Raw genomic sequence first — 25535 nt, 5'->3', positions numbered from 1 at the left:
ATCCACCTGGGATGAGCGAACCCGCCGGCTGCGGGGGCCGGGACTACAGCAGACCCAGCTGCCTGGCTCGTACCACGGCTTCCCGGCGCCGCGTCGCGCCCAGCTTGCGGTTGATGGAGCGCATGTGGGCCTTCACGGTGTTGACCGAGATCCCGAGCAGCTCGGCGATCTCGCCGGCGGTCAACACGGTGGGCAGATAGCTCAGCACGTCCTGTTCCCGCAGGCTGAGCCCTTCGGCGGCCGCCGGTCCGGTCTCCGGCTCCATGCCGAGCACCTTCGCCGCGACCGTCGCGCCGCCGCTGGTCAGCCACCGCTCACGTTCGATCACCGCGGCGATCCGAGGCCGTTCGCACGTGCGGAACGGCAGCCGTACGTTGCCCCGGCCGGCCAGCGCCTCGGCGCGGGCGAGCGCCTCGACGGACCCGTTCGCCCGGCCCTGGACGTCGGCCAGCAACGCCAGCCCGATCCACGCCGTGACGGCCGACACCGCCTCCCCGGCGTTGCCGGCCCGCCGCAGCAGCTCCTCGGCCCGGTCGTGCTCGCCCAGCAGGAGGTACGCGCGGCCCAGGCAGACCTGCTCGGCCGGGGACAGGGAGCGCGCTGCGGTGGCGTACCGGGCGACGACCGGCCGCGGATTGCGGCGAGCCAGGTCGACCTCCGATTCGGTGAGCCGGATCCACCGGTCCAGCAGCGGCGCCTTTCCCGGGACATCGTGCCGGATCTCGCGCAGCAGCGCCCGGGCCGCGTCCGGCTCCTCGCGAGCCAGGAGCGCGCGGGCACGCACCACGGTGGAGAGCACGATCAAGGCAGCCTCCGGCGGTATCAGGTCGGTGTGCAGCGCCCGCCGCAACGCCTCCTCCGCCTCGACCATCCGCAGCCGTTCCACCTCGACGAGCGCGGCGACCAGGTTCCCGGGGGCCATCTGCGCGACGTGCTCCATGTGGAGTCGCGCTCCCAGCTCCCGGGCGCCCTCGGCGTACGCCGCCGCCTCGTCGAGGGAGCCGCGCAGATAGGCGAGCAGGCCGAGATAGCCGAGGGCGTTCATCTCGGTCATCTCTGTACCGCTGGTCCGCGACGCGGTCAGGCCGGCCCACAGATAACGGTCGGCGGCATCCAGGTGGTCCGTCCAGAAGAGCCCGACGCCCTTGTTGTTGAGCGCCAGGGCGCGATACTGCGGCAGGGACGGCAGCTGACCCGGCCGCGCCGACGCCAGGCGCCGCAGGATGCCGGTCGTGGTCGCGACCAGCGCCGACATGTCGCCGCGGAGCCGGATCACCGCCGCCTCCAGGATGTGCAACGGCACCTCCGTGGTCAGCCGCTCCGCCGGCGCCCGTTCGGTGAGCATGGCCGCCACCTGACCGACATGCTGCGCCACCGCCTCGACGTCGCCGTCCGCGAACAGCAGGAACGCGGCGCAGAGCGAGAGCTCGGCGTCGGTGGTGACCGCGTCGTGCGGGATCGCCCGGAGAGCTTCGACGAGCACCGCCCGGTCCTTCGACACCAGCAGGGGTACGGCGAACTCGACCACGAGACGGCCGACGAAAGACCAGTCCTGCGTGGCGATCCCGTGCCGCAGGGCGTCGCGGAGCGCGCCGCGCCGTGCGTACCAGAGCGCCGTCCGGCGGTGCAGATATCCCGCCGTCGCGGGTTCTTCCCGCCGCAGGAGGCCCCGGAGCACCGTACGCAGCTGCGGATGGTAGGCGAACACGCCCGGCTCGGCCCCGGACCGCCGGACGAACGCGTCGGCGTCGGCGAGCATCTCGAGCGCCTCCCGGCCGTGCCCGTCGCCGGTCAGCTCGTCCGCGAGTTCCGAGGGCACCGTCTCGAGGATGCTGGTCTGGATCAGCAGTTGCCGCGCTCGCTCCGGCAGGTTCACGACCACCTCGCGCATGAGGTAGTCCGCGACGCTCTCCGGAACGCCGGCCGGATCCCGGATCACCGCATCCGTCCGGGAACGCAGGAGCTCGTCCAGCGCCAGCCGGAGTCCGACAGCCCAGCCCTGAGTGGCCTCGATCACCTCGCGCAGCTCCTGCTCGGACAGGCGCCGGTCGTTCAGCTCCAGCAGCCCGGCCGCCTCCTCGGCGGTGAACGCCAGGTCCGAGCCGTCGATCACGGTGAGATCTCCGGCGGCGCGGACCAGATGCAGCGGAAGCGTCGGCTCGGTGCGGCTCACGAGCACCATGGGAAGGCGATGGGACACGTCGTGCAGGAGGTCAGCGATCGCTGTGAGGACGCAGGGATCGCTGACCCGGTGTACATCGTCGAGAACCAGCACCACCCTGCCGGACACCTGCCGGAGAACCGAGCTCGCGAACCCGCCGGACCCGTCGTCGTCATCCGGGGACGCCACGGCACCGCCGTGCACCGCCGTCAGCAGATCCGACCGGAAGACCTGCAGAGCGTTGTGCCGGCGGTCGAGTGTCAGCCACGCCACCGGACCGGCGTACGTGCGGGCCCACGATCGGACCAGAGCGGTCTTGCCCCATCCCGCGCCCGCGGAGACCAGGGTGACAGGCCCGCGGACACCCTTGTCGAGCATCGCGGACAGCCGTTCACGGCGCAGGAAGCGCCGCGGGAGGCGAGGAGGGACGGTCGTTCCCGGCACTTTCGTCTGTACGCGTTGTTCACCCATCCAAGGTTCACCCCACGTTCGTGGTTGACGCCCACACGGGACACATCGGGGCCGGACCGGCCTCGGACGAGTCGCCGGACCGTTCGATCATGCCGTACGTATCGACATACGTCGTTATCTTTGCTGCCGGATCCGCGCCGGCCTCAGATGAGGTGCAACGCGCGGGCGCGCCGTACCGCCTCGTTGCGCCGGGACGCCGAAAGTTTGCGCAGGATGCTGCGGACATGCGTCTTCACCGTGTTGACGGAAACATACATGGCGGCAGCGATCTCCTCGGTCGGCAGCATCTCGGCCATACCCTGGAGAACTTCCAGTTCGCGCCTGCTGAGCTGCTCCACCACGATCGGCTCGGACCCCGCCTCACCGGCCGGCGCCGCCCGGCGAGGCCGCACGGCCGAGTCGTCGCCGGCCAGTGCACGGTACTGCTCGGCCAGGACCTCGTCGTCGCGGACCACCTGCCGCAGACCGGGCCACACCTGGTACACCGTCCGGCGGTGATTCTCCGCGGCGGCGCAGCGCAGCGATTGCCGGAGCGCGGCGCGCGCGGCGGTGAGATCGTCGTCGCGCGCCGCGAGGGTCGCGAGCAACAACCACGCTTCGACGGCGACGGGCCTGGAGACGCCCGTGTCCTCGGCGACGGCTCGGGCGATGCCGGATGCTTCCGCCGGATCCCCGGCGGCCAGCCGCAACGCGGCGACGACGACGTTCACTTCGGGTCGGCGGGGTTCGGGGAATCGCTCCAGGACGGTTCCCGCCTCCGGCACCCGTCCGGCCGTGATCAGCAAGCGCGCCTCGGCCAGCGCCACCTCGCGGGCGAGCCAGTCCGGGGCGGACGGCGCGGAACCGTCCCCGCCGACGGCCCGGAGGGTGCTCAAGGCGCCGCGCAGCTCCCCTCGTGCCTGCAGGCGGCGGCTCTTCACCAGCGCGTACGCCGACAGCAGGAGCCCGTCGGCGCCCGGCACACAGTCCGGATGCGCGGCACGCAGATGCCGGTCGGCCGCCTCGATGTCGTAGTGCTCGAGCGCCACCCAGGCGAGCGCGAGCTCCGCGCCGGCCGGCCGGGCCCGATGCTGCGTCCCGCAGATCGCGGCGCGCTCGAGCGCCCGGCGGGCCAGCGCCTCCGCCCGCCCCAACCGGCCGCGGTACGCCTCCAGCAGCGCCCACTGCTGCAGGGCTTCCACCTGGGCATACTCGCAACCCGGCGCTTCGGCCCCGGCGGCGTCGGCCAGCGTGGCCGCGGCCGCTTCGATGTCGCCGCGCCGGCTCAGCACGGCGCCCTTGGCGCTGAGCAGCATCGCGGGCAGCTCGGGGCGCCGTCGCAGGGACTCAGCCGGGGCGACGCCGAGGAAGGTCTCGGCGACGGCTATCCAGGACAAGATCTGAGCCGTGTCCGGTCCGGGCAGCAGCAGTGCGATGTTGATCAGCAGACAGGCCAGGGTCAGCGCGTCACCGCAGTCCGCGCCCCGGCGGCTCAGCAGGTGCTCCGCCTGCGCCATCTCCCGCAGGGCCGAGTCGCGCCGCGACTCGGCAAGGGCCAGCGCCGCCCGGACCACCGCCCCCTCCAGCCCGCCCGCGCCCTGCGGCAACCCGCGCAGCGGCGCGCCGTCACGCCCCGCCGTCCCCTCGGTCATCAGCCGGCCGATGGCGTAGTCGTCGACGGCGATCGAGCATGTCAGTTCCCAGTCCTGCGCCGCGGCGGCATGCCGCATCGCCTCGACGGTGTCCCCTTGATCGGCCAGGAATCGGGCTGCCCGGCGGTGCAGCACCTGCGCGGCACCCGGATCGTCCAGGGTCAGCTGGGCGTGCAGGAGCTCGGCGAACAGGCGGTGGTAGCGGTAGGCGGGCGTCTCCGTGCCCACTGACTGCACGAACGCGTTGACCCGGGCGAGATCGGCCAGCAGCCGGTGCGCGTCGGTGCGACCGGCGACCGCGGCGGCGAGCTCGGGCGTGAAGGTGCCGAGGACGCTCGTCTGCAGCAGGAACCGGCGTACCTCGGGCGCCTGGAGCCGCAGCACCTCGCCCATGAAGTATTCAGCGATGGTGCTCTCCTCCCCCGACAGCGTGGCGAGGAACTCCTCCGGATCACTGCGGTCCTGGCAGGCGCACGCGAACAGGCGCAGGCCGGCGGCCCAGCCCTCGGTACGTTCCAGGAGAACCGCGAGACCGTGCTCGCTGAGCGTGATGCCGTGCAGCACCATGAGCTTGCCCGCGTCCTCGGCGGAGAAGGCGAGGTCGGTGCTGCGGATCTCGCACAGCGCCCCCTCGATCCGGTAGCGGTGCAGCGGCAGCGGCGGATTCCAGCGCCCGGTCACGATCAGCCGCAGCCGGCGCTCGCTGTGGCGCAGGACGAAGTCCAGGTCGGACGCGGGCTCCGCCTCGTCCAGCCAGGACATGCCGTCGAGGACGAGCACGACCGGCTCGCGTTCCTGACGCAGAGCGGCCGCGATGCGGCCCAGTGCCGCCCGGTCGACGCCGGCGGACGCCGGGGGGACTGTGAGCTTCCCCGCCAGAGAAGGGCTGGCCTTGGACAGCGCCTCGACGACGGACATCCATAGTGTGCCGCGCTGCCGGTCGTCACCGTCGAGGCTGAGCCAGGCGACCGGGGCCGGATGTCGCAGGCTCGCCCGCCACGACGCCACGAGCTGCGTCTTGCCGCTGCCAGCGGGACCGGTGATCACCGTGATCGGTCCCCGGACGCCGCGTGCCACCCGATCGATCAACAATGGCCGGGCCACCATGAACGGTGGTGCGTCCGGTGGGACGAATTTCGTCGCGGGGAAGCGGCTGTCCTCGATCGGCCGCGGCCGCTCCACCACGACTGAACCTGGATCCGTGATCATGTCGCACCCCCTCGGACCCCGTGACGGCGCAGCGCACCTTCCCCACCGTCGCGCGGGGCCGCGCTCCCACGCATCGTTCGGATCGGGTAATCGCGGAGATCCCCGGCCGCTTCATCAGGCCGTTTCTCCACCAGAAGCAGATCCGCCGGGCCCGATCCAGGGCCGGAGGCCCTGCGACCGGGGGCGTTATGACCTGATATTCATCCTCGCGGGGTGACGCCGGATGCAACGGATCCGGGTGACAGTCGCACCGGGTCGCCGCGATGCGCCGAGGAAGCCGTCCGGCAGGAAGCGAACAGTCGCTGGAGGGGAACGGGAGGCCGCGCTGATGGCCGAGCACTACGAGATCCGGATCAACGGGTTCCTGGGGCCGCTGCTGCGGACGACGTTCAGCGAGATGCAGTGCCGCACCGTACGCAGTCACAGCGTCATCCAGGGCCGGCTCGGCGAGGAGGACCTGCTCCGCCTGCTGCAACGGCTCGACCAGTCCGGCGTACGTCTGCTGTGTGTGCGGACGGCGCAGCCGGGATAGCCGCCCGTGCGGCCGGCGGTCACCGGGCCGGCACGACGGTACGGCGCTGCTCGAGCCCCCGCGGACGCCGGTCGAGCTCCCGGTCCAGGGCGATGGCCGCGTCGATGAGCGCCAGGTGGGTGAACGCCTGCGGGAAGTTGCCGAGCTGCTCCCCGGTGAGGCCGATCTCCTCCGAGTACAGGCCCAGATGGTTGGCGTACGTCAGCATCTTCTCGAAGGTCAGCCGCGCCTTGTCGACCTGACCGGCGCCGGCCAGCGAGGTGACGTACGCGAACGTGCACAGCGAGAAGGTGCCTTCCGAGCCGCGCAGGCCGTCGGGTGAGGCGGCCGGGTCGTAGCGGTACACGAGGCTGTCGGTGACGAGTTCGGCGTCCATCGCCCGCAACGTCTCGATCCACATCGGATCGGTGGGCGGGATGAAGCCGACGGTGGGCATCCGCAGCAGGGCGGAGTCCAGCACGTCGGTGTCGTAGTGCTGCCGGAACGCCCGGCGGGTCGGGCTCCAGCCCCGTTCCATGATCTGCCGGTAGATGGCATCGCGGTGCGTACGCCAGCGCTCGATCGGGGCGGGCCGGCCGCGCTCCACGGCGAGCCGGACACCACGGTCCAGCGCCACCCAGCACATCAGCCGCCCGTACGTGAAATCGCGCCGCCCGCCGCGGGTCTCCCAGATCCCCTCCTCCGGCTGGTCCCAGTTCTCGCTGACCCAGTCGAGCAGGTCACAGATCCGCAGCCAGCCCTGATGGCCGACGGCGACACCGTGCCGGTCCGCGACGTAGATGCTGTCCAGGGCCTCACCGTAGATGTCGAGCTGCAGTTGACCCGCCGCGCCGTTGCCGACGCGCACGGGCGCCGAGCCGCGGTACCCCTCCCAGTGTCCGAGGGATTCCTCGGACAGATCGCTGGAACCGTCCACCCGGTACATGATCTGCAGCGGGCCGCCGCCGTTCTTGTCGGCCTGCTCGTCGACCCGGTCGCGCAGCCAGCGTCCCAGCGCCGCGGCCTCGTCCGTGTAGCCCAGGCCGAGCAGGGAGTAGACGGAGAACGACGCGTCCCGTACCCAGGTGTAGCGGTAGTCCCAGTTCCGCTCGCCGCCGATCTGCTCCGGGAGCGCGGCGGTCGGCGCCGCCACGAGCGCCCCGGTCGGCGCGTACGTCATGAGCTTGAGCGTGATGGCCGAGCGGTGCAGGGTCTCGCGCCAGCGGCCGGCGTAGGTCGACCGGCCCACCCAGGCCTCCCAGAAGTCGACGGTCTCGTCGAACAGCCGCCACGCCTCGGCCACCCGCACCGGCCGTACCGGCCCGGCGGTCCCGGTCTGCACCGACAGGCCGCGCATCTGACCTGCCGTGAGCCGGACCTCGCCGTGCACGTCGCCGTCGCCGTCGATCCACGTACGCGCGATCTGATCGTCCGGTTCGCGGATGAGGCAGACGGTCATGGCGGTCCGGGCGCCCTGGAACACCGCGCCGTCCTCGCTGAGATGGGTCTCGAAGGGTTCGCGTCCGTAGTCGAAGCGCGGCGCCACCTCGACGGCGAAGGTCATCTCGCCGCGGACGCACCGCACCATGCGGATCAGCCGGCGGCTGGTCGTGGCGACCGTCGTCGCGGCCACCGGCATGAAGTCGACGATCTCACCGACGCCCGCGTCGGTCAGGAACCGGGTGACCAGCACCGCGGTGTCGGGAACGTAGAGCTGGCGGACGGTGACGACGCCGCTCGCCGGCCGGATGCGCAGACGTCCGCCGCGTCCGGCGTCGAGCAGGGCGCCGAACACGCTCGGCGAGTCGAACCGGGGGGAACAGAACCAGTCGACGCTGCCGTCGGTGGCGACCAGCGCCGCCGTCTGCAGGTCCCCGACGAGGCCGTGGTCGGCGATGAGGGAGTAGTCGGACACGGAAGACACGTCCTTTCCCGGTGTCGGACGGCAGGATCGCTGCCGAGCATCCCCGTGGCGGCCGGGGTGTGCCTCATGCGGTGGGGATGATGCTCGTGGCCGCCGCCGCACGCAGGCTCGTGCGAGGACGTCAGGCGCAAGCGAGGCGGTGGGCAATGTCTGAGCGGGCCACGGCGGGCAGACCGGCGAGCGCGTTGCGGAAGGCTCTGGTGCCGTTCGCCCTCGCGCAGTTCGTCTGCAGCTTCGCCGGCTCCAGCATGAACGTGATGATCAACGACATCAGCGTGGACCTCGGCACCACCGTGCAGGGCGTCCAGGTGGTCATCACGATCTTCCTGCTGGTGATGGCCGCGCTCATGATTCCCGGCGGCAAGCTGACCGACCGGTACGGCCGCAAGCGCTGCCTGACCGCCGGGCTGGTCGTCTACGGCGTCGGCGCCCTGCTCTCGGCGGTCGCCCCCGGGCTGGGTGTGCTGCTCATCGGCAACTCGATCCTCGAAGGCATCGGCACGGCGCTGCTGATCCCGCCGGTCTACATCCTCACCACGCTGCTGTTCACCGAGCTGAGCTCCCGGGCCCGGGCCTTCGGCGCGATCAGCGCGCTGGGCGGCATCGGGGCCGCGGCCGGCCCGCTGATCGGCGGGTTCATCACCTCGACGATCAGCTGGCGGGCCGCCTTCCTGCTCCAGGTGGCGATCGTCGGCGCGATCGTCGTGCTGAGCCGCCGCTGGGTCCATGACCCGTTGCCGGCGGACCGGTCCCGGCCGTTCGACATCAGCGGCACGGTGCTGTCGGCCGTCGGCCTGGTGCTGGTCGTGACCGGGATCCTGGCGGCGGACAACAACCTGTGGCTCATGCTCGGCCTGCTGGCGGCCGGCGGCGCCGTGCTGACCTGGTTCTTCGTGGCGGCACGGGCCAAGGAACGCGCCGGCCGGGAGCCGCTGCTGTCCACCGCGCTGTTCCGCAACCGGACGTCGAACCTCGGCCTGATCACGCAGAACGCCCAGTGGCTCATGCTCATGGGAACGTCGTTCGTCGTCTCGGCGTACCTGCAGGTGGTCCGGGGGTACAACGCCATACAGACCGGCGTGATCTTCACGGCGACGACGCTCGGGCTGCTGCTGTCCTCGCTGGCCGCGGAGCGGTTCGCGAAGCGCCGCGCCCAGCGCACACTCATCGTGGCCGGCTTCGCCATCACCATCGCCGGCATCGCCGCGCTGCTGCTGCTGCTGGTGACCGGCCGGCCGACGGCGTGGGCCTTCGCCCCCGGCCTGTTCCTCATCGGCTTCGGGCTGGGCGGCATGCTCACCCCGTCGGTGAACGTCGTGCAGTCGAGCTTCGGCGAGGAGCTGCAGGGCGAGATCTCGGGGCTGTCCCGGTGCGTGTCCAACCTGGGCTCGTCGCTCGGCGCGGCGCTGGCCGGCACCATCCTGGTCGCGGGCATCACCACCACGCCGCAGCGGGCGTACGGGCTCGCCATGGTCGCGGTGGCCGTCGCCGGCGTCGTCGGGCTGGTGACGGCGACGCTGCTGCCCGGGAACACCACGGGCCCGGCGACCGGCGTCCCCGGCCGGAACGCGCCCGCACACTAGCCCCGCGCGCTTCCTCCCGGCGGCAGCTGCCACGACGCGACCCGGTCCACCGGGGTGCGCTCCTGTTCACGGGCGAGCAGGGCCAGGGCCCGGGCATCGGCCGCCGTGGGCCGGCTCCGGTCGATGGCGCGGGGCCACAGCCGGGCCCGGCGGACGGCGGCGATCTCGGCCGAGCACACCAGGGCGAGGCTGAGGACGTACAGCATGGTGAACATCCCGGCGACGGTCGCGAAGCCGCCGTAGAGCGCGCCCGCGCGCCGCACCAGGCCGGGCAGCACAGCGGCCCCGACGTGGAGCACGACCGTCACCGCGACGGCGCCGGGCACGGCGGCCGGCCACAGCGCCCCGACCGGTGCCGGGCAGGTCAGCAGCAGCCGGGCGGCGACCAGCAGCACGACGAGAACGACGAGGCCGGAGCCCAGCACCGCCACGGCCCGTGAGACGCCCGGCAGGCCGGGGATGGCGGTGGCAGCCACCGTCAGCCCGCCGACCGCGACCGCCCCGGCCACGAGGAGCAGCAGCACCAGCAGCATCCGCAGGTAACGCCGCGCCGCGCCGGCGCGCGCCCGGAAAGGCACCGCGGCGAGGTGGTTGAGGGTGCAGTACGCGGAGAACACCACCCCGGCGGCCGAGAAGAGCAGGCCGACCAGGCCGATGGCGAGCCCGGCGGACGAGGCCGGCAGTGCCGCGGCGGCGCTCTCCACGGTGGCGCGCAGCGAGGGCGGCACGATCGCCGTCACCAGGCGGTGCCGCACCTCCGGACGTTCAACAAGCACCCGGGACACGAGGGCGACACCGATCAACAGGACCGGGAAGATGCTCAGGAATCCGTAATACGTGATGAGCGCCGCCTCGCGGCCTCCACCGTCGTCGGCGAACTTCCGCGCCACCGCGTAGGGGAAGCCCAGGACGCCGTACCGTCGCTGCAGGCGGTCCACACGGCCGGCGAGCCGACCGTACGCCGTCATCCGGGTGTCAGGGGCTCGCCCCGCAGCCCTACCCCGGCGACCACCGCGACGGTGCCCGTCCCCACGAGCACCCACACGGCCCACCCGGTCACGGCACGCGGTCCGGCCGCCCCCGGAGTGCCGGGGATCCGTGGTCGCATCGGTCTCATGCCGGGAGGATGCGCGCGGCTGCGGCGCCCCACGTCATCTGTCGTGGATGAACGGCGGCGCCGTGGCCGGTGGTGCCGTCGCCGCTGGTGCGGAGACGTTCATCCGGGCGGGATGACCCGGCCCGGCCACCCGCCGACAACCGTTGACAGACACCGTCACGCATGCGATCAGAGGAGGACGGGATGGCTGCGATGAACGCGTCCGAGGGCCGGCCGCCGGTCGGCTGCGCAGCCGGGAACACGGCCGCGGCCCTGCGGGCGGGACAGTCATGAGCGCCGGCCCGGATGCCCGGCAGGACCTCGCCGGAGCGGCTGTCGCCCCCGAGAGTCAGCAGTCCGGCGAGCCGGTCGAGGCCGCCGAGCTGGAGCGGCTGCGCTCCGAGGTCTCGGCGCTGCACGCACGGCTCGACACCCGGCAGCGGCGGGCGTCGGTCATCCGTACGCTGCGCGGCCTGCTGGCCGCCGTCCTCATCGCCGTCACCGCGTTCGGCCTGGTGTCCGGTGTCGTCGGGGTGTGGTCCGCGCGGACCGCGCTGAACACCGACCGGTGGGTGGCGACCGTCGCGCCGCTGCCGCAGAATCCGCAGGTCGCCGCCGCGGTGGCCGACTACGCCACCAACCAGATCTTCGTCGCCGTCGACGTCGAGGGGCGCCTGCGCGCCGTGCTGCCCCAGCAGGCGGCGTTCATCGCCGGGCCGGTGGCGGGTCAGCTGCGCGACAAGGTACGCGAGACCGTCACCACCGTCCTGCAGAGCGATCAGTTCCAGCGCATCTGGATCGAAGTGACGCGCCGGGCACATCAGCGTGCGGTGGCCGTCATCAACGGCACCAGCGACATCCTCGTGGCCCGGGAGGGCCGGGTGGACGTGGACCTCCTGCCGCTGATCAACCAGGTGCTGCGGCAACTCAGCGCCCAGCTGCCCACGATGTTCGGCAAGCAGCTCACCCTGCCGGATCTGAGCAGCGGCGCGATACCGGACAACCTGCGCGACCGGGTGCAGCAGACCCTGGGCGTCACCCTCCCGGCGAACTTCGCCCAGTTCACCGTGTACGACTCCGGCCGGCTCCGGGCCGCCCAGCAGGCCGTCGCGACGGCGAAGCGGGGGCTGGCCGTCGCCGTGATCGGCACGATCCTGCTGCTGCTGATCTCGCTGGCCGTCTCGCCGGCCCGCCGGCGTACCCTGCTCCAGCTCGGTCTGTGGTTGATCGTCGCCGCCGTGGCCGTGACAGCGGCGTTGCGCGCGGTGCGCGCCCAGGTGCTCGAGCAGGTTCCGGCCGGCCTCTACCGCGAGGGCGCCGCCGCCGCGTTCACCACCGTGTTCGCCCAGCTGCGTGAGCGGGGTGTCCAGCTCATCTGGATCGGCGCCGTACTGGCGGTGCTGATGTACCTGATCGGCCCCGGGCGCGGCCCCCGGTGGCTGCGTCACCAGCTCGCCGTGGGCGCGCGGGCCACCGGTCGCGGCATCCGCACGGGTACGCGGGTCGTGGTCGCCCGCGGCCCGGGCTGGGCAGCCACGCACCTGGACGTGCTCCGGGTCGGCGGCCTCGTCGTCGCAGCCGTGCTCGCCCTGATCCTGTCGTCCTGGACCGCCCTGCTCGTGATCGCCGTGGTCCTGGCGGCGTACGAGGTGCTGGTCACCGTCGTAGCGCGGGCCGGAACGCGGGACGTCGCCGGCCCCGGCGCCTCGGCCGAGATCGGAGCGCACTGAGGACGGACCGGTCAGGGCCGTCCGATGGAGAGGGCCAGCCGGCGTAGCCGGGTCCAGTCCAGCTCCGGCGGCGGCGCGGGTACGCCCGGCCGCCGCCGCGGCACCCGGACCCGCAACGCGCCCCGCCGGACGGTGCAGCGCACCGGCGTCGGCATCGAGACGGCCTCTCCGTCGATCCCCACCGGGATCGAGGGCGCGTCCGCCTCGACGACCGCCTCGGTGACGGTGCGCGTGACCACCGCCTTCGACCATCGCCGGCCGCCGACGAGCGCCGCGGCGTCCACGGCGCCGTGCACGGTGACGGCCAGCACGCCGAGGACGCCGCCGTCGAGCCGGGGGCGCCGGCCCAGCCCCGCGACGTCCTCGGAACCGTACGGGTTGTTGCTGATCAGCACCGCCTGCGGACCGGTCAGGTCGAGGTCGCCGGCGATCACCCGCAGGCGGGGCCCCTCGTGCCCGGTCAGCAGATCGGGCAGCATGTCGAGCGTGGTCCGGGTCTTGTCGTCACGGTAGGCCGGGCTCTGCACCACGGCCGCGTACGCACCGAACGAGGCGTTGTTGACGAAGGTGCGGCCGCCGATCCGGCCCAGGTCCACCCGCAGCTCGACGCCGTCGGCGAGCGCGTCCAGGCAGGTCGCCGGATCGTCGCGGTCCAGACCCAGGTCGAGCGCGAAGTGGTTGCGGGTACCCGCCGAGATGACCATGAACGGCAGCCCGTGCTCGGCGGCGACGCCGGCCACCAGCGCCTGGGTGCCGTCCCCGCCGGCGACGCCGAGCAGGTCGGCGCCGTCGCGGACCGCCTGCCGCGCCAGCTCGACGACGCTGACCTGTCCCTCGAGCAGCGCGACCTGCGCGCCGAGCTCCCGGGCCCGGGCGACCAGGTCGAACCGGCCGACCTTGCCGCCGCCGGAGCGCGGATTCATGATCAGGTACGGGCGCCGGGGCGGCGGCGTGGCGTACTCGTGCGGGCCGGCGGCACCGGGGGTGGCCAGCGCGCGGCGCCCGGCCGCCAGCGCCGCCGGCCACAGCACGGCGAAGAGGACCACGACCCAGACCAGGCGGGCGCGCGCGTAGAGGACGGCGATGGTCAGCGGCGCGCCGGCGACGAGCAGGGCGGCCAGCCAGCGGAGGACGCCGCGGTGGCTGAGGAACCACCAGGCTCCGGCCAGCGCCACCGCCATGCCCACACCGCCGACGAGAAGCAGCCCGACGCTGCCGCGCACGCCGGCCACCGTGATCACGAGCACGGCCGCCGCAGCGGCGACGAGGAAGCTGAGCCGAGCCAGCCAGCGCTGCGCCGGCCCCGCGGGCACCGGCACGACGGGCGCGGGGACGGCTTTCGTGTCAACCATGGCGGACTCCCGTCACGACGCGATCGTTTCCGGGAGTGTCGGCCCGGCCGGGAACCGTGTCCTCATGCCGGTGGGATGACCGGTCGACCCCACGCTCAGATGCCGGTACGCACCTCGATGCGGCCCGCGCGTGCCGCCTCGGTCAGGGCCTGGAAGTCCTGCTCGTTACGGTCGGCGTACCGCTCGCCGAACTCGACGAGCGCCTGGTCGAAGGCGGTGCCGTCGTCGAGGTAACCGGCGATCGCGATCCGGTCGCCGTTACGGGCGTGCGCCCGCGCGAGCGTCCACCCGCAGAGCGCCCCGTAGACCTCCATCGTGCGTTCGTCCAGCGTCTCGACGGCCGCCGAGCCCTTCCAGTCACGCAGCTGCCGGACGTAGAAGTCGCGGACCTGGCCGTCGATGCCGGGCACTGTCTGCCAGCCCAGGAAGATGTCGCTGCTGGCCTGCATCAGCCGCTGGCCGAGCACCACCCGTTCGCCCTCGCTGCGCCAGCCGGTCGAGTCCTGCACGGGTACGTGCGCAGCCAGCACCGAGGCGGGCGCCTCCTTGACCTGCAGGAGCAGCGGATCGTTCTCGTCGCGCCCGCTGAGCAGCACGATCCAGCACCGGGTGCCGACGCTGCCGACGCCGACGACCTTGCGGGCGAGGTCGACGAACCGGAAGGCGGCGAGCAGCCGGCGCCGGTCCGGGGTCAGCGTCTCGGCGTACTGGGCGAGCAGGTCGCGGATCTGGTTCTCCAGCTCGGCCCGGCCGGCGTCGGGCAGAAGGTCCTCGACCGGCACGACCAGCGGCGGATCCGCCACGAGCCGGCGGTGTCCGTCCACCACCGCCGTCATCTTGCGGAACGCGTGCAGGCTGTCCCGGGTCCGGGCCTTCGCCTGCGCCGCCGCGAAGCGCTTGCGCCGGTCCTTGCTGAGCAGGTCCTTCACCAGCCGGCTGACCTCGTCGACGTCCGCGCGGGCGTACCACACCTGGAGCTCGCCCTGCCCGGCGAAGGTGCTCATCGCCTGCCGGTACCGGCTGACGGCGGACGCGACGACCGCCGCCCGCGACCTGCGGCGGAACCCGCGGTCCCGGGCCGCGACGACCAGGCTGGCCGCGAGCCGCTTGAGGTCCCACTCCCACGGGCCCGGATGCGTCTCGTCGAAGTCGTTCACGTCGAACACCAGGTGCCGTTCCGGCGAGGCGAACACGCCGAAGTTGCTCAGGTGCGCGTCGCCGCAGAGCTGGCACATCAGTCCCGACGAGGGGGTGCCGGCCAGGTCCGCCGCCATGACGGCCGCGGCGCCACGGAAGAACGCGAGCGGCGAGGTCAGCATCCGGCCGTACCGGATCGGCACGAGTTCCGGCACCCGCGCGGCCGCCTGTGCCGTCAGCACCGCGACCGGATCCTGGCCGTCCTCCCGAGCGGGCAGCGCGGCGTGGGCGCCGAGAGGTACGCCACGACGGGCCGCCCGGCCCGCGGCGAAGCGGGCCGCGGGGTCCCGGCCGGGTGCCTGCCCCGCCTCGTCCACCGGCGTCATGACACCGGATCCGGTCCGCCCGTCAGTCATCGCGCACCTCCACGGGCCTGCGCCCGGTCCCTGGGTGACCTCGTCCACAGCCAACCCCCGGCGCCCGCCACGAGCGTCACCCCCGGGGAATGACGCGCCCGGGCGCCCGGCGCACCACGCTGGACCCAGCGCCGCCGAGGAGGACCAGATGGCACGACACCGCCGGAACCGGATCCTGTCGACAATCGACACAGCGGCCGGTTCCGTACCTGAAGGGCAAGGATCATGAAGGAGGCGACCTACCAGATCCGGGTGTCCGGGGAGATCCCGGCGGAGCTGCTGACGGAGTTGCGCGACCTCACCGTCAGCGTCGAACCGCCGGAGACCGTGCTGCACGGATCGCTGGCGGACCAGTCCGCCGTCGTCGGGCTGATCTCCCGGATCCACGGCCTCGGTCTCCGGCTCATCGAGGTACGCCGGTTGCCACCGGACGACACGTTGCCACCGGACGACACGTTGCCACCGGACGACACGCTCTGAGCGGACCGGGTCCGGCCCGATACGTCCGACCGGCGTTCCCGGCACCGGCATCGTTCACGCACCGGCATCGTTCACGCACCGGCATCGTTCATGCCGCCGGGATGAGGAGAAGCGCCACCCCCGGCCCGCACCATCGGGCCATGACAGCGATGCCCGAACGGCCGCCCGCACCGGCAGCGGCCCACGCGCAGCGGCCGGTGTACCTGTGGCTCCACCTCCTCGCCGGCCTGTTCGCGACCGCGGTCGGCGCCGCGGCCTTCGCCTGGCCGGACGCCACGCTGCGGGTGGTCGCGATCCTCTTCGGACTCAACCTGGCCGTGACCGGCTTCTTCCGCGCCGGCCTGCTGCTCTTCGCGTCGGACCACCCGATGCTCCAGCGGATCCTCGGCATCGTGTTCGGCGTCCTGACCGGGCTGGTCGGGATCCTGTGCCTGCGCAACCTCACGGCGTCGCTGGCAGTGCTGCTCGTCCTCGTCGCGATCGGCTGGCTGCTGGACGGCCTCGTGCAGCTCTTCTCGGCCGTCGGGGCGGGGCCACAACGCGGCAGCAGCTGGCAGATCGCCACCGCGCTGCTCATGGTGCTCGGCGCGATCACGGTGCTCACCTGGCCCGAGATCGGACTCCGTGCCTTCGTCTTCGTCGGCGCGACGGTCCTCGTCTTCACCGGCATCGGCATGTCGATCATCGCGATCGCCGGCCTGCGACATCAGGCCCGGCATCCGGGCGGCGCGCGTACTCACCAGGACCCGGCGGTGGAGAGGGCCACGCGATGACCGACAGCACCGGCACGATGCAGCAGCGGCCTCCCGACTTCCCGGAGGCCGGTCGGCCGTGGTTCGCCCGTACCGCGCAGGACGTGGTGACGGCCATGGGCAGCGATGCCGAGCTCGGGCTCAGCCCCGCCGAGGCGGCCACCCGGTTCGCCCGGTTCGGCGCGAACCGGATCGCCGAGGAGCGGCCGCCGTCCGTGTGGGCCGTGGCGTTGCAGCAGCTCCGCGACCCGATGAACATCATGCTCGTCATCGTGGTCGCGGTGAGCCTCCTGATCGGTGAGGTCTCCACCGCCGTGATCGTGGGGTCGCTGGTCCTGCTCAACGTCGTCCTCGGCGCACGGCAGGAACTCAACGCCCGGGCCAGCGTCGACGCGCTGGCCCGGATGCAGGTGCCGGAGGCCAAGCTGGTCCGCGGCGGTGATCTCGTCGTCGTTCCCGCCGCCGAGGTGGTCCCCGGCGACATCGTCCGGCTCGAGGCGGGCGACCTCGTCCCCGCCGACGGGCGGCTGCTGCGCTCGGCCACGCTCGAGACGCAGGAGGCCGCGCTCACCGGGGAGAGCGCGCCGGTCGCCAAGGACGCCGGGGCCCTGCCCACCGGCGACATCGCCCTGGGCGATCGCACCAACATGCTGTTCCAGAACACCTCGGTCACCCGCGGCACGGCGACCATGGTGGTCACGGCCACCGGCATGCGAACCGAGATGGGCCGGATCGCCACCATGCTGACCACGGTGGAACGGACCCGCTCGCCGCTGCAGCGGGAACTCGACTCCCTGACGAAGGTCCTGGGCGTCATCGCCTGGACCGCGGTGGCGTTCATCGTCGTGGTGGGACTGGTCCGCGGCATGGACCTCGATCAGGTGATCCTGCTGGGCACCGCGATGGCGATATCGGCCATCCCGACCGGCCTGCCCGCGTTCGTCGCCGGGCTGCTCTCCTACGGCGCCAAGGACCTCGCCCGGGCCAAGGCCATCGTCAAGAACCTCACGGACGTGGAGACGCTCGGCGCGACGAGCGCGATCAACACCGACAAGACCGGCACGCTGACGATGAACGAGATGATGGTGTCGGTGCTCTACGCCGGCGGCTCCTGGTTCACCGTCCAGGGCGAGGGCTACCGCACGTCCGGGGAGTTCACCTCGGTGGCCGGCAGCCCGGTGCCCGACTTCACCCGCGTGGCCCTGGGACTCGCGCTCGACAGCGACGCCACGGTCGGCGACGACGGCACCGTGGTGGGCGACCCGACGGAGGCGGCCCTTGTCGTGCTCGCCGCCAAGCTCGGCGTGGATGCCGCCGAGACCCGGCGGGCCTATCCGCGTCTGGCGGAGGTGCCGTTCGACTCGGCGTACAAGTTCATGGCCACCTACCACCGCTATCCGGTCGACGCCACGCAACAGGTCATCGAGCTGGTCAAGGGCGCACCGGACGTCGTCCTGGCCCGCTGCTCGCACGCGGGCGGGCCGCTGAGCGGGTCGCAGGTGCCGATCGAACGGGCCCGGGCGGGCATCGAGGCCGCGAACCGGCGCATGGGCGAGAAGGGTCTGCGGGTGCTGGCCTTCGCCGCCCGGCTCATCGCACCCGACGAGGTCCCGGCGGCGCTCGCCGACCCGATGTCGCTGACCCGGGACCTCGGCTTCGTCGGCATGGTCGGCATCATCGACCCGCTGCGGGCCGAGGCGGCGGGCGCGGTGCGCACCGCGCTGCGGGCCGGCATCGACGTCCGGATGATCACCGGCGACCACGCGGTGACCGCCCAGGCCATCGGCGAGACCCTCGGGCTGGGACCCGGCGCGATCAGCGGCCGGGAGCTGCGCGAGCTGCCGGACGAGGAGCTGGCGCGACGGCTGCCGGAGCTGCACGTCTTCGGCCGCGTCTCCCCCGAGGACAAGCTCCGCCTGGCCCGGTCGATGCAGCGGCAGGGCCTGATCGTCGCGATGACCGGTGACGCCGTCAACGACGCGGCGGCGCTGAAGCAGGCGGACATCGGCGTCGCCATGGGCAGCGGCAGCGAGGTCACGAAGCAGGCCGCACGCATGATCCTGACCGACGACAACTTCGGCACGCTGGTCCGCGCGGTCGAGATCGGCCGGCGCGTCTACGACAAGATCGTCGCGTACGTGCGCTACCAGATGACCCAGCTGCTCGCGCTCGTGATGCTCTTCGTGACCGCCACCGCCCTCGACATCAACCAGGGCGTGGCGATGACCCCGTCGATGGTGCTCTACCTGTTCTTCTTCGCCACCGCCGTCGGCGTCGTCATCATCGCCGCCGACCCGGGCGACCCGCAGGTCATGCACCGGCCACCGCGCGACCCGGCGGTCCCGATCACCAACCGCCGGGCGGTGCTGTTCTGGCTGCTCTACGCCGTGGTGCTGTTCGGGTCCGCGCTGGTGCCGCTCCTCGCCGGCCCCGACGAGCCACGCACCGACGCACCGAGCGCCGCCATGACGATGACGTTCGTGGTGATGGGCCTGGGTACGGTCGGCAACGCGCTGACGAACCGGCGCGATCCGGCCGGTGGGCTCCTGCCGCCGATCCTGCGGGCCGCGGCCATCGGGCTGATCACGGTCGCCCTCGTCGTGCTCGCCACCCGGGTCGACTTCCTGCAGCAGAGCCTGCTCACCCAGCCGCTCACCGGCCTGCAGTGGCTGGCCTGCTGCGGCCTGGCCCTGGTGCTGCCGGTCGTCGTCGAGGTCGTCAAGGCGGTACGCCGGACCCGGGTGCCGCGGGTGGCCATCGACCCGCAACGGGCTGTCACCCCGGCGCGAGCCCGCTCCGGCGCGTCCACGCCACCGAGGTCCTTCAGCCGGGAGACCCGAGGAGACCCGCCATGGTGAAGCACAAGCGCCACCGCAGCGGCGGCGACGTAGCCGCCGGCACATCGTCCGAGCCACGGATGAAGAACAAGCAGTACCAGCGTGAACTGCGCGTACTGCACGGCGAGCTGGTCGCGATGCAGGAGTGGGTGAAGCGCACCGGGGCGAAGATCTGCATCGTCTTCGAGGGCCGCGACACGGCGGGCAAGGGCGGCACGATCAAAGCGATCACCGAGCGGGTGAGCCCGCGCGTCTTCCGGGTCGTCGCGTTGCCCGCCCCGACCGCGCGCGAGCGCTCCCAGATGTACCTCCAGCGGTACGTGCCGCACCTGCCGGGCGCGGGTGACGTGGTCATCTTCGACCGCAGCTGGTACAACCGGGCCGGCGTCGAGCGGGTGATGGGCTTCTGCACCGAGGCGCAGACCCGGGAGTTCCTCCAGGCGGTGCCGGGGGTGGAGCGGGCAATCGTCGACTCCGGCGTGATCCTGCTCAAGTACTGGCTCGAGGTCGGCCGGGACGAGCAGACCCGCCGCCTGGAGAGCCGGATCAACGACCCGCGCAAGGTGTGGAAGCTGTCCGACCTCGACCTCAAGTCCTACAGCCGGTGGAACGACTACTCCCGCGCGCGCGACGAGATGTTCCATGCCACCGACACCGCCTGGGCGCCGTGGTACGTGGCCCGCACCGACGACAAGAAGCGCGGGCGGCTCAACGTCATCGCGCACCTGCTCGGCAATGTGCCGTACCAGCCCCTGCCGCCTCGCGAGGTGACGCTGCCGAAGCGGCAGAAGCCGGACGGCCACGACGAGTCGGTGACGACAGTACGGCGGGTACCGCCGCGGTTCTGAGCTGCGGAGGTGCTCAACGGCCGCCGAACGCTTCGAGGAGCTCGCTGCGCTCCGCCTCCGTCAGGTTCGTGGTGACCAGGGCCTTGTGCAGGCCGCGCAGCCGCTCCCCGAGCCGGTCGAGGTCACCCTGCTCGGTGACGACGAACAGCGCCGACGTGCCCTCCGTCACCTCCGCGCGGATCTTCTCCAGCTGGTCCTTGGTGATCCCGGCGTCCTCGGTCTTCTTGGCCAGACCGCCGAGGGCCGCGCCGGCCAGGCCCCCCGCCACCGGCATGAAGAAGAGCGTGCCGATCATCAGGCCCAGGACCGCGCCCCATCCGACGCCGTGCCAGACGGTGTCGTGCCCGTGCGAGGTGTCGGGATGGGCCCGGCCCACCGGCCACCGGACGACCGCGTGGTCGTCGATCTTCACGATGCCGTCCGCCTGCGCGTTCTTCAGGATCTCCACGGTCCGGTCGGCACCGTCGGGATCGTCGAACTTCCATACCGTGAAGGTTGTCATCGCTGCTCCCCAGGGGTTCCGGGCCGGCATACGGCTTCCTACCGACATCCTCGCCGTGGTGCGACCGCCGTTCCTCATCCCTCCCGGGCTATTCCGCGCCCGTCCGCCGCCGCGGGTACGAGGACTTCACAGCGAAGTACACCCGCAGCGGATGAGGCCGGGACGATCGGTGTGCGATGCACTCGGCGGTAGCGGGGGTCCGCACCCTCGGCTGCCCCGGGCAGCGAGGGCCGACACGGGAGGCTGCTCAAGTGTTCGACGACAACGGGTCGTTCCTGCTGGCGATCTTCGAGTTCTTCATCTTCCTCGCCTGGTTCATGTGCCTGTTCTGGGTGTTCGGCGATCTCTTCCGGAGCAGGGACGTCGGCGGCCTCGGCAAGACGCTGTGGACCGTCTTCCTCATCCTCCTGCCGATGCTGGGCGTGCTCGTCTACTTGATCGCCCGGGGCCGCGGCATGGCCGACCGCGCGCAGGCCGCCCAGGCGGAGGCGATGAGGCGGCAGGACGCCTACATCAGGTCCCTGGCGACGTCCAACGGCGCAGCGGCCGGCCCGGCGGAGCAGATCGCCTCGGCGAAGGCGCTGCTGGACTCCGGCGCCGTCACCGCGGCCGAGTACGAGCAACTCAAAGCCGACGCCCTGGCGAAGAGCACCGCGGCGCGGTAGCGGGCGACGCCGCCGTGGGGTGGGACCCGGGTCAGTACGCCTCCACGGCCAAGACGTGGGCACCCCACGGCGGCAGGTCGACGTAGAGACCCGCACCCGCGAGCTCGTCGCCGTCACGCCGGTACGCAGAGCCCTCCACCAGATCGGTGAGTCGCCAGTCGCGGCCACCCAGGGCCCACGGCAGGGCCACGCGGCCCTGTGCGGCGTGGCCGGACAGGTTGATCACGATCAGGTGGTGCGGCAGTTCGCCGTGCCACGCCCAGGCCAGCAGGTCGCGGTGGGTCGAGTTGTCCGGCCACCCGGTGGCGCCGAGCAGAGTCCACTGGTCCCGCCGCAGGGCGGCCGCAGCGACGAGCAGCCGGCGGTAGAACCGGTCCAGGCCGGCGTCGAAGGGTTCGTCCGGGCGCCGGGCCAGGAACACCGGCAGCTGGACGCGGCTGCCCTCCAGCTGCCCCTGATGCCACAGCGTGGCACCCGGGAGCGTGGCGATCGCCACGGCGGCGGCACGGTCCCGCCCGCCCGGCATGGCGGCCGCGGCCCGGGGCTCGTCATGGTTCTCGATGAAGCGCAGGAGCCGTTCCTGGTAGTCCGGGGCGGCGCAGAGGTGCGTCCGGACGGCCTCCGCGTCCTCGTGCGCGAGGCGGTCGTAGAGGCGCTTGTCGTAGCAGAAGTCGAACCCCTGCTGCTGCAACGTCCACTCCATGTCCCAGTACGCCTCGGCGATCACCATCGCTCCGGGGTGCCGGCGCCGCACCTGTCCGATCACCGCCGGCCAGAACTCCTCGGCGGGGGCGGCACCGGCGTGCGGGCCCCATGTCTTGCCGAACACGTCGTTGGTGAGCAGCATCGCCATGTCGCAGCGGACGCCGTCACATTGGTCGAGGATGTCGCCCAGCACTTCCGCGGTCACCCGGCGGACGTCGCGGCTGTAGGCGTTGAGCTGCACGACGTCGGGCCACGGCGCGAAGTACGGGTCCCGCCCGTGCGCCAGCACGTGGCCGCCGACGGCGTACCAGGCCGCGGGATCCTCCGCCAGGTCCTGCGGGGTGCCCTGCACGAACCAGTCCGGATGGGCCGTCACGGCGGGGTGGTCGGGGGCGACATGGTTCGGCACGTAGTCGAGGATCAGCCGCAGGCCGCGGCGGGCGAGCTGAGCCCGGGCCTCGGCCAGCGCCGCCGGGCCGCCCAGCGACGGGTCCACCACGTACCGGCGTACGCAGTAGGGCGAGCCGGCGACGTCCTCGGGCCGCAGGTCCGGCAGCGCCGCCCGGAAGGCCTCCTGCAACGCGGGGTTGCCGCGGGCCAGGTCGAGCCCGGCCGGGCTGCGCTCCCACACCCCCATCAGCCACACCGCGTTCGTGCCGGCCGGCGCGAGCTCGTCCCAGACCCGGGCCGGCAGATCGGCCAGCGTCGTCGCGGGCCCCAGGCGCTCGCGCAGGGCGGTCAGCCAGGGCAGCGTGTTCACCTCGTAGATCACCGGGTACGGCGGCCGTCCGGTCATCGGGCGTCCCTTCCGGAGCGTGCGGGCCCGACGCCGATCAGGCCGTGATCGAGCAGGTCCTCCCGGGTGAGCCCGGCGAACAGCTGCGGCAGCACCGCGGCCAGCCCGGTCCAGCCGGTCTGGTGGGAGGCGCCCAGGCCGGCTCCGTTGTCCCCGTGGAAGTACTCGGAGAACAGCAGGAGGTCACGCCAGTGCTCGTCCTCGGCGAAGATGCGCTGGCCGCCGTAGCACGGCCGGCGTCCGTCGGCGTCGGGAAGGAAGATCCGCGTCAGACGCCCGGAGATCTCGCGGGCCACCTCGAACAGGGTCATCCGCGTCCCCGAGCCCGCCGGGCACTCCACGGTGAAATCGTCGCCGTAGCAGACGTACAGGTTCAGCAGCGCCCGGACGATCAGGATGTTCATCGGGAACCAGATCGGGCCCCGCCAGTTCGAGTTGCCGCCGAACATGCCGGTGTCGGACTCCGCCGGCTGGTACGCCACCCGGAACCGCTGCCCGTCCAGATCCAGGTCGTAGGGGTGCGCGGCGTGGTGGCGCGAGAGCGAGCGGATCCCGTACGGGCTGAGGAACTCCTCCTCGTCGAGCAGCCGGGTGAGGATGCGGCGCAGCCGCGGCTCGTCGAAGAGCGCCAGCAGGTGGTGCCCGCGCTCCCCCTTCAGCCGGCCCTCGGACAGCACCGAGGTGACGCTCGGGTGACGGGCGACGAAGTCGCGCGCCCCCTCCAGCAGCTGCGGGTATCGGGTGGTCACATGCGGTGGGATGACGGTGGCGGCGGCCAGCGGCAGCAGGCCGACCATCGAGCGCACCCGCAGCCGCGTGGCGCTGCCGTCGGGAAGGCGCAGCAGGTCGTAGAAGAAGCCGTCCTCCTCGTCCCACATCGTCTCCGCCTTGCCGGAGGTGTGCGCGACCGCGACCGCGATCCACGCGAAGTGCTCGAAGAACGTCTGCGCCTGCTCCAGGTAGACCGGGTCCTCCTCGGCCAGCTCCATCGCGATCTGCAGCATGTTCTGGCAGTACAGCGCCATCCACGCGGTACCGTCCGCCTGGTCCAGGTGGCCGCCGGTGGGCAGCGGCGCGCTGCGGTCGAAGACGCCGATGTTGTCCAGGCCGAGGAAGCCGCCCTGGAACACGTTGCGGCCGTCGACGTCCTTGCGGTTGACCCACCAGGTGAAGTTCTTCGCGAGCTTGTGGAAGGCGTTCTCCAGCCAGGCCCGGTCGCCGCGGCCGGTACGGAACTTCTCGAACTCGTAGAGCAGGTACGTGGCCCAGGCGTGCACCGGCGGGTTGACGTCGCTGAAGTTCCACTCGTACGCGGGGATCTGGCCGTTGGGATGCAGATAGCGCCGGCTCAGCAGCAGGTCCAGCTGACCCTTGGCGAACGCGAGGTCCACCATGCCCAGGGTGACGGCGTGGAACGCCAGGTCCCAGGCGGCGAACCACGGGTACTCCCAGGTGTCGGGCATGGAGATGACGTCGTGGCTGAGCACGTGGAACCAGTCGCCGTTGCGGATCTCCCCCGCCTCCAGCGGGTCCAGGCCGTGCTCGGCGAGCCACTGCTCGACGTCGTAGCCGAAGTACTGCTTGCTCCACAGCATCCCGGCGAGCGCCTGCCGGACCACCTGCTGTTCCGCGTCGGCGAGCTGCGGCGAGATCAGGTCCCGGTAGAACTCGTCGGCTTCGGCCCGGCGCTGCGCCACGACGGCGTCGAAGACGTCCGCCTCGATGCGGTTGTCGGGCCCGCCCGGGACGACGGGCTCGTCGGTGAGCCGTACGCGAACCGTCGCCGATCCACCGGGTGGCACGGTCAGCGCGACGTCGACGGCGACCTTCGTCCCGGCGCCCTCGGGGTTGACCGCCGTCGCGTCGCCGTCGACGACGAACCGGTTGATGCCGTCCTTGACGTACGGCGAGGAGTTCGGCGTGCCGAAGAGCCGCTCGGTGTTGGTGTCGTTGTCGGTGAACAGCAACGGGTGCGAGCCCGCGCAGAGCAGCCATCGGTCCCCCAGCCGGTGGTGGGTCGCCGCGACGACGGCCGCCCCCGGCACCCCGGGCACCTCGCGCAGCACCGGCCGGGCGCCGTTCGAGCCCCAGGACCACGTGTTGCGGAACCACAGCGTCGGCAGCAGCCGCAGGTCGGCCGGTTCGGGCCCGCGGTTGTCCGCGGTGATGCGCAGCAGGATGTCCTCCGGACCGGCCTTCGCGTACTCCACGACGACGTCGAAGTAGCGGCTGCCGGCGAAGATCCCCGTGTCGAGCAGCTCGTACTCGAATTCGTTGCGGCCCCGGGAACGGTTGGTCGCGGCCAGGTCGGCGTACGGGAAGGCGGCCTGCGGGTACTTGTAGAGCATCCGCTGGTAGGAGTGCGTCGGTGTGGCGTCGAGGTGGAAGTAGTACTCCTTGACGTCCTCACCGTGGTTGCCCTCGGCGTTCGTCAGCCCGAAGAACCGCTCCTTGAGGATCGGGTCGCGCCCGTTCCACAGCGCGACGGCCAGGCACATCCGCTGCTCGTCGTCGCTGAAGCCGGCTATGCCGTCCTCACCCCAGCGGTACGCGCGCGAGCGGGCCTGGTCGTGGCTGAGATAGCTCCAGGCCTCCCCGTCGGCGCTGTAGTCCTCACGGACCGTGCCCCACTGGCGGTCGCTGACGTAGGGACCCCATCGACGCCACCCGGCGGCCTCGCGCAGCCGCCGCTGTTCGGCTCCCAGGGTTGTTGCAGTCGTCATGCCGCC

The 25535-nt window shown here is 72.3% G+C and carries 17 protein-coding genes; 8 read left to right on the top strand and 9 right to left on the bottom strand.

Translation table 11 applies throughout. From position 1 onward, the window contains the following. Positions 1-43: 43 nt before the first annotated feature. Positions 44-2632 (bottom strand): LuxR C-terminal-related transcriptional regulator, encoded by a 2589-nt coding sequence (locus AB0K03_RS00560; RefSeq protein WP_364678387.1) that lies wholly within the window; start codon positions 2630-2632, stop codon positions 44-46. A 143-nt stretch (positions 2633-2775) separates the two neighbouring features. Further along, positions 2776-5472 carry a LuxR C-terminal-related transcriptional regulator gene (locus AB0K03_RS00555; protein ID WP_364678384.1) on the bottom strand — a complete coding sequence of 899 codons (2697 nt, stop codon included), beginning with the start codon at positions 5470-5472 and terminating at the stop codon, positions 2776-2778. Positions 5473-5800: 328 nt separating this feature from the next. On the opposite strand from AB0K03_RS00555, the gene AB0K03_RS00550 reads away from it, so the two are divergent. Then, positions 5801-6004: a hypothetical protein gene (locus tag AB0K03_RS00550; protein ID WP_364678381.1), complete on the top strand. Its 204-nt coding sequence runs from the start codon at positions 5801-5803 to the stop codon at positions 6002-6004. 19 nt (positions 6005-6023) lie between these two features. Here the strand turns inward: AB0K03_RS00550 and AB0K03_RS00545 are convergent, their stop codons facing one another. Then, positions 6024-7898 (bottom strand): glycoside hydrolase family 15 protein, encoded by a 1875-nt coding sequence (locus tag AB0K03_RS00545; RefSeq protein WP_364678379.1) that lies wholly within the window; start codon positions 7896-7898, stop codon positions 6024-6026. 155 nt (positions 7899-8053) lie between these two features. On the opposite strand from AB0K03_RS00545, the gene AB0K03_RS00540 reads away from it, so the two are divergent. Next, positions 8054-9490 (top strand): MFS transporter, encoded by a 1437-nt coding sequence (locus AB0K03_RS00540; protein WP_364678376.1) that lies wholly within the window; start codon positions 8054-8056, stop codon positions 9488-9490. Here the strand turns inward: AB0K03_RS00540 and AB0K03_RS00535 are convergent. Beyond that, positions 9487-10458, bottom strand: coding sequence for a YhjD/YihY/BrkB family envelope integrity protein (locus AB0K03_RS00535; protein ID WP_364678373.1), 972 nt, complete (start codon positions 10456-10458; stop codon positions 9487-9489). The two genes, AB0K03_RS00540 and AB0K03_RS00535, sit on opposite strands and share 4 nt — an antisense overlap. A 418-nt stretch (positions 10459-10876) precedes the next feature. On the opposite strand from AB0K03_RS00535, the gene AB0K03_RS00530 reads away from it, so the two are divergent. Then, positions 10877-12316 carry a hypothetical protein gene (locus AB0K03_RS00530; RefSeq protein WP_364678371.1) on the top strand — a complete coding sequence of 480 codons (1440 nt, stop codon included), beginning with the start codon at positions 10877-10879 and terminating at the stop codon, positions 12314-12316. Positions 12317-12327: 11 nt separating this feature from the next. Here the strand turns inward: AB0K03_RS00530 and AB0K03_RS00525 are convergent, their stop codons facing one another. Both AB0K03_RS00525 and AB0K03_RS00520 read right to left on the bottom strand, forming a co-directional pair. Continuing rightward, on the bottom strand, positions 12328-13668 hold the full coding sequence (locus AB0K03_RS00525) for a diacylglycerol kinase family protein (RefSeq protein WP_364678368.1): 1341 nt from the start codon (positions 13666-13668) through the stop codon (positions 12328-12330). A gap of 95 nt (positions 13669-13763) precedes the next feature. Then, positions 13764-15221 (bottom strand): DUF2252 domain-containing protein, encoded by a 1458-nt coding sequence (locus AB0K03_RS00520; protein WP_364678365.1) that lies wholly within the window; start codon positions 15219-15221, stop codon positions 13764-13766. 225 nt (positions 15222-15446) lie between these two features. On the opposite strand from AB0K03_RS00520, the gene AB0K03_RS00515 reads away from it, so the two are divergent. From AB0K03_RS00515 to ppk2, 4 genes are all read left to right on the top strand, one after another. Further along, positions 15447-15701: a hypothetical protein gene (locus AB0K03_RS00515; protein WP_364678362.1), complete on the top strand. Its 255-nt coding sequence runs from the start codon at positions 15447-15449 to the stop codon at positions 15699-15701. Between the two features lie 140 nt (positions 15702-15841). Beyond that, entirely contained in the window at positions 15842-16474 is a 633-nt protein-coding gene (locus AB0K03_RS00510; protein ID WP_364678360.1) for a DUF308 domain-containing protein, read from the top strand. After that, on the top strand, positions 16471-19311 hold the full coding sequence (locus AB0K03_RS00505) for a cation-transporting P-type ATPase (protein WP_364678357.1): 2841 nt from the start codon (positions 16471-16473) through the stop codon (positions 19309-19311). Before AB0K03_RS00510 ends, AB0K03_RS00505 begins: the two co-directional genes overlap by 4 nt. Next, positions 19305-20138, top strand: coding sequence for a polyphosphate kinase 2 (ppk2, locus tag AB0K03_RS00500; protein WP_364678355.1), 834 nt, complete (start codon positions 19305-19307; stop codon positions 20136-20138). Before AB0K03_RS00505 ends, ppk2 begins: the two co-directional genes overlap by 7 nt. 13 nt (positions 20139-20151) lie before the next feature. On the opposite strand, the gene AB0K03_RS00495 is transcribed toward ppk2, so the two are convergent. Then, a complete protein-coding gene (locus AB0K03_RS00495) occupies positions 20152-20640 on the bottom strand; it encodes a DUF1269 domain-containing protein (RefSeq protein WP_364678353.1) in 489 nt (162 codons plus the stop codon). 251 nt (positions 20641-20891) lie between these two features. Here AB0K03_RS00495 and AB0K03_RS00490 point away from each other — a divergent pair, with 251 nt between their 5' ends. Further along, on the top strand, positions 20892-21305 hold the full coding sequence (locus tag AB0K03_RS00490; protein WP_364678351.1) for an SHOCT domain-containing protein: 414 nt from the start codon (positions 20892-20894) through the stop codon (positions 21303-21305). 31 nt (positions 21306-21336) lie between these two features. Here AB0K03_RS00490 and AB0K03_RS00485 read toward each other — a convergent pair whose 3' ends face one another. Together AB0K03_RS00485 and AB0K03_RS00480 are read right to left on the bottom strand one after the other, a co-directional pair. Continuing rightward, positions 21337-22806 (bottom strand): alpha-amylase family glycosyl hydrolase, encoded by a 1470-nt coding sequence (locus AB0K03_RS00485; RefSeq protein WP_364678348.1) that lies wholly within the window; start codon positions 22804-22806, stop codon positions 21337-21339. After that, the gene (locus AB0K03_RS00480; RefSeq protein WP_364678346.1) at positions 22803-25529 is read right to left on the bottom strand and encodes an MGH1-like glycoside hydrolase domain-containing protein; all 2727 of its coding nucleotides are present in this window, start codon (positions 25527-25529) and stop codon (positions 22803-22805) included. Before AB0K03_RS00480 ends, AB0K03_RS00485 begins: the two co-directional genes overlap by 4 nt. Positions 25530-25535 lie beyond the last annotated feature (6 nt).

Source organism: Actinoplanes sp. NPDC049316 (assembly GCF_040677315.1).
In the GTDB taxonomy this organism is placed as follows: Bacteria; Actinomycetota; Actinomycetes; order Mycobacteriales; family Micromonosporaceae; genus Actinoplanes.
This window is presented reverse-complemented; position numbering and strand designations above follow the sequence as displayed.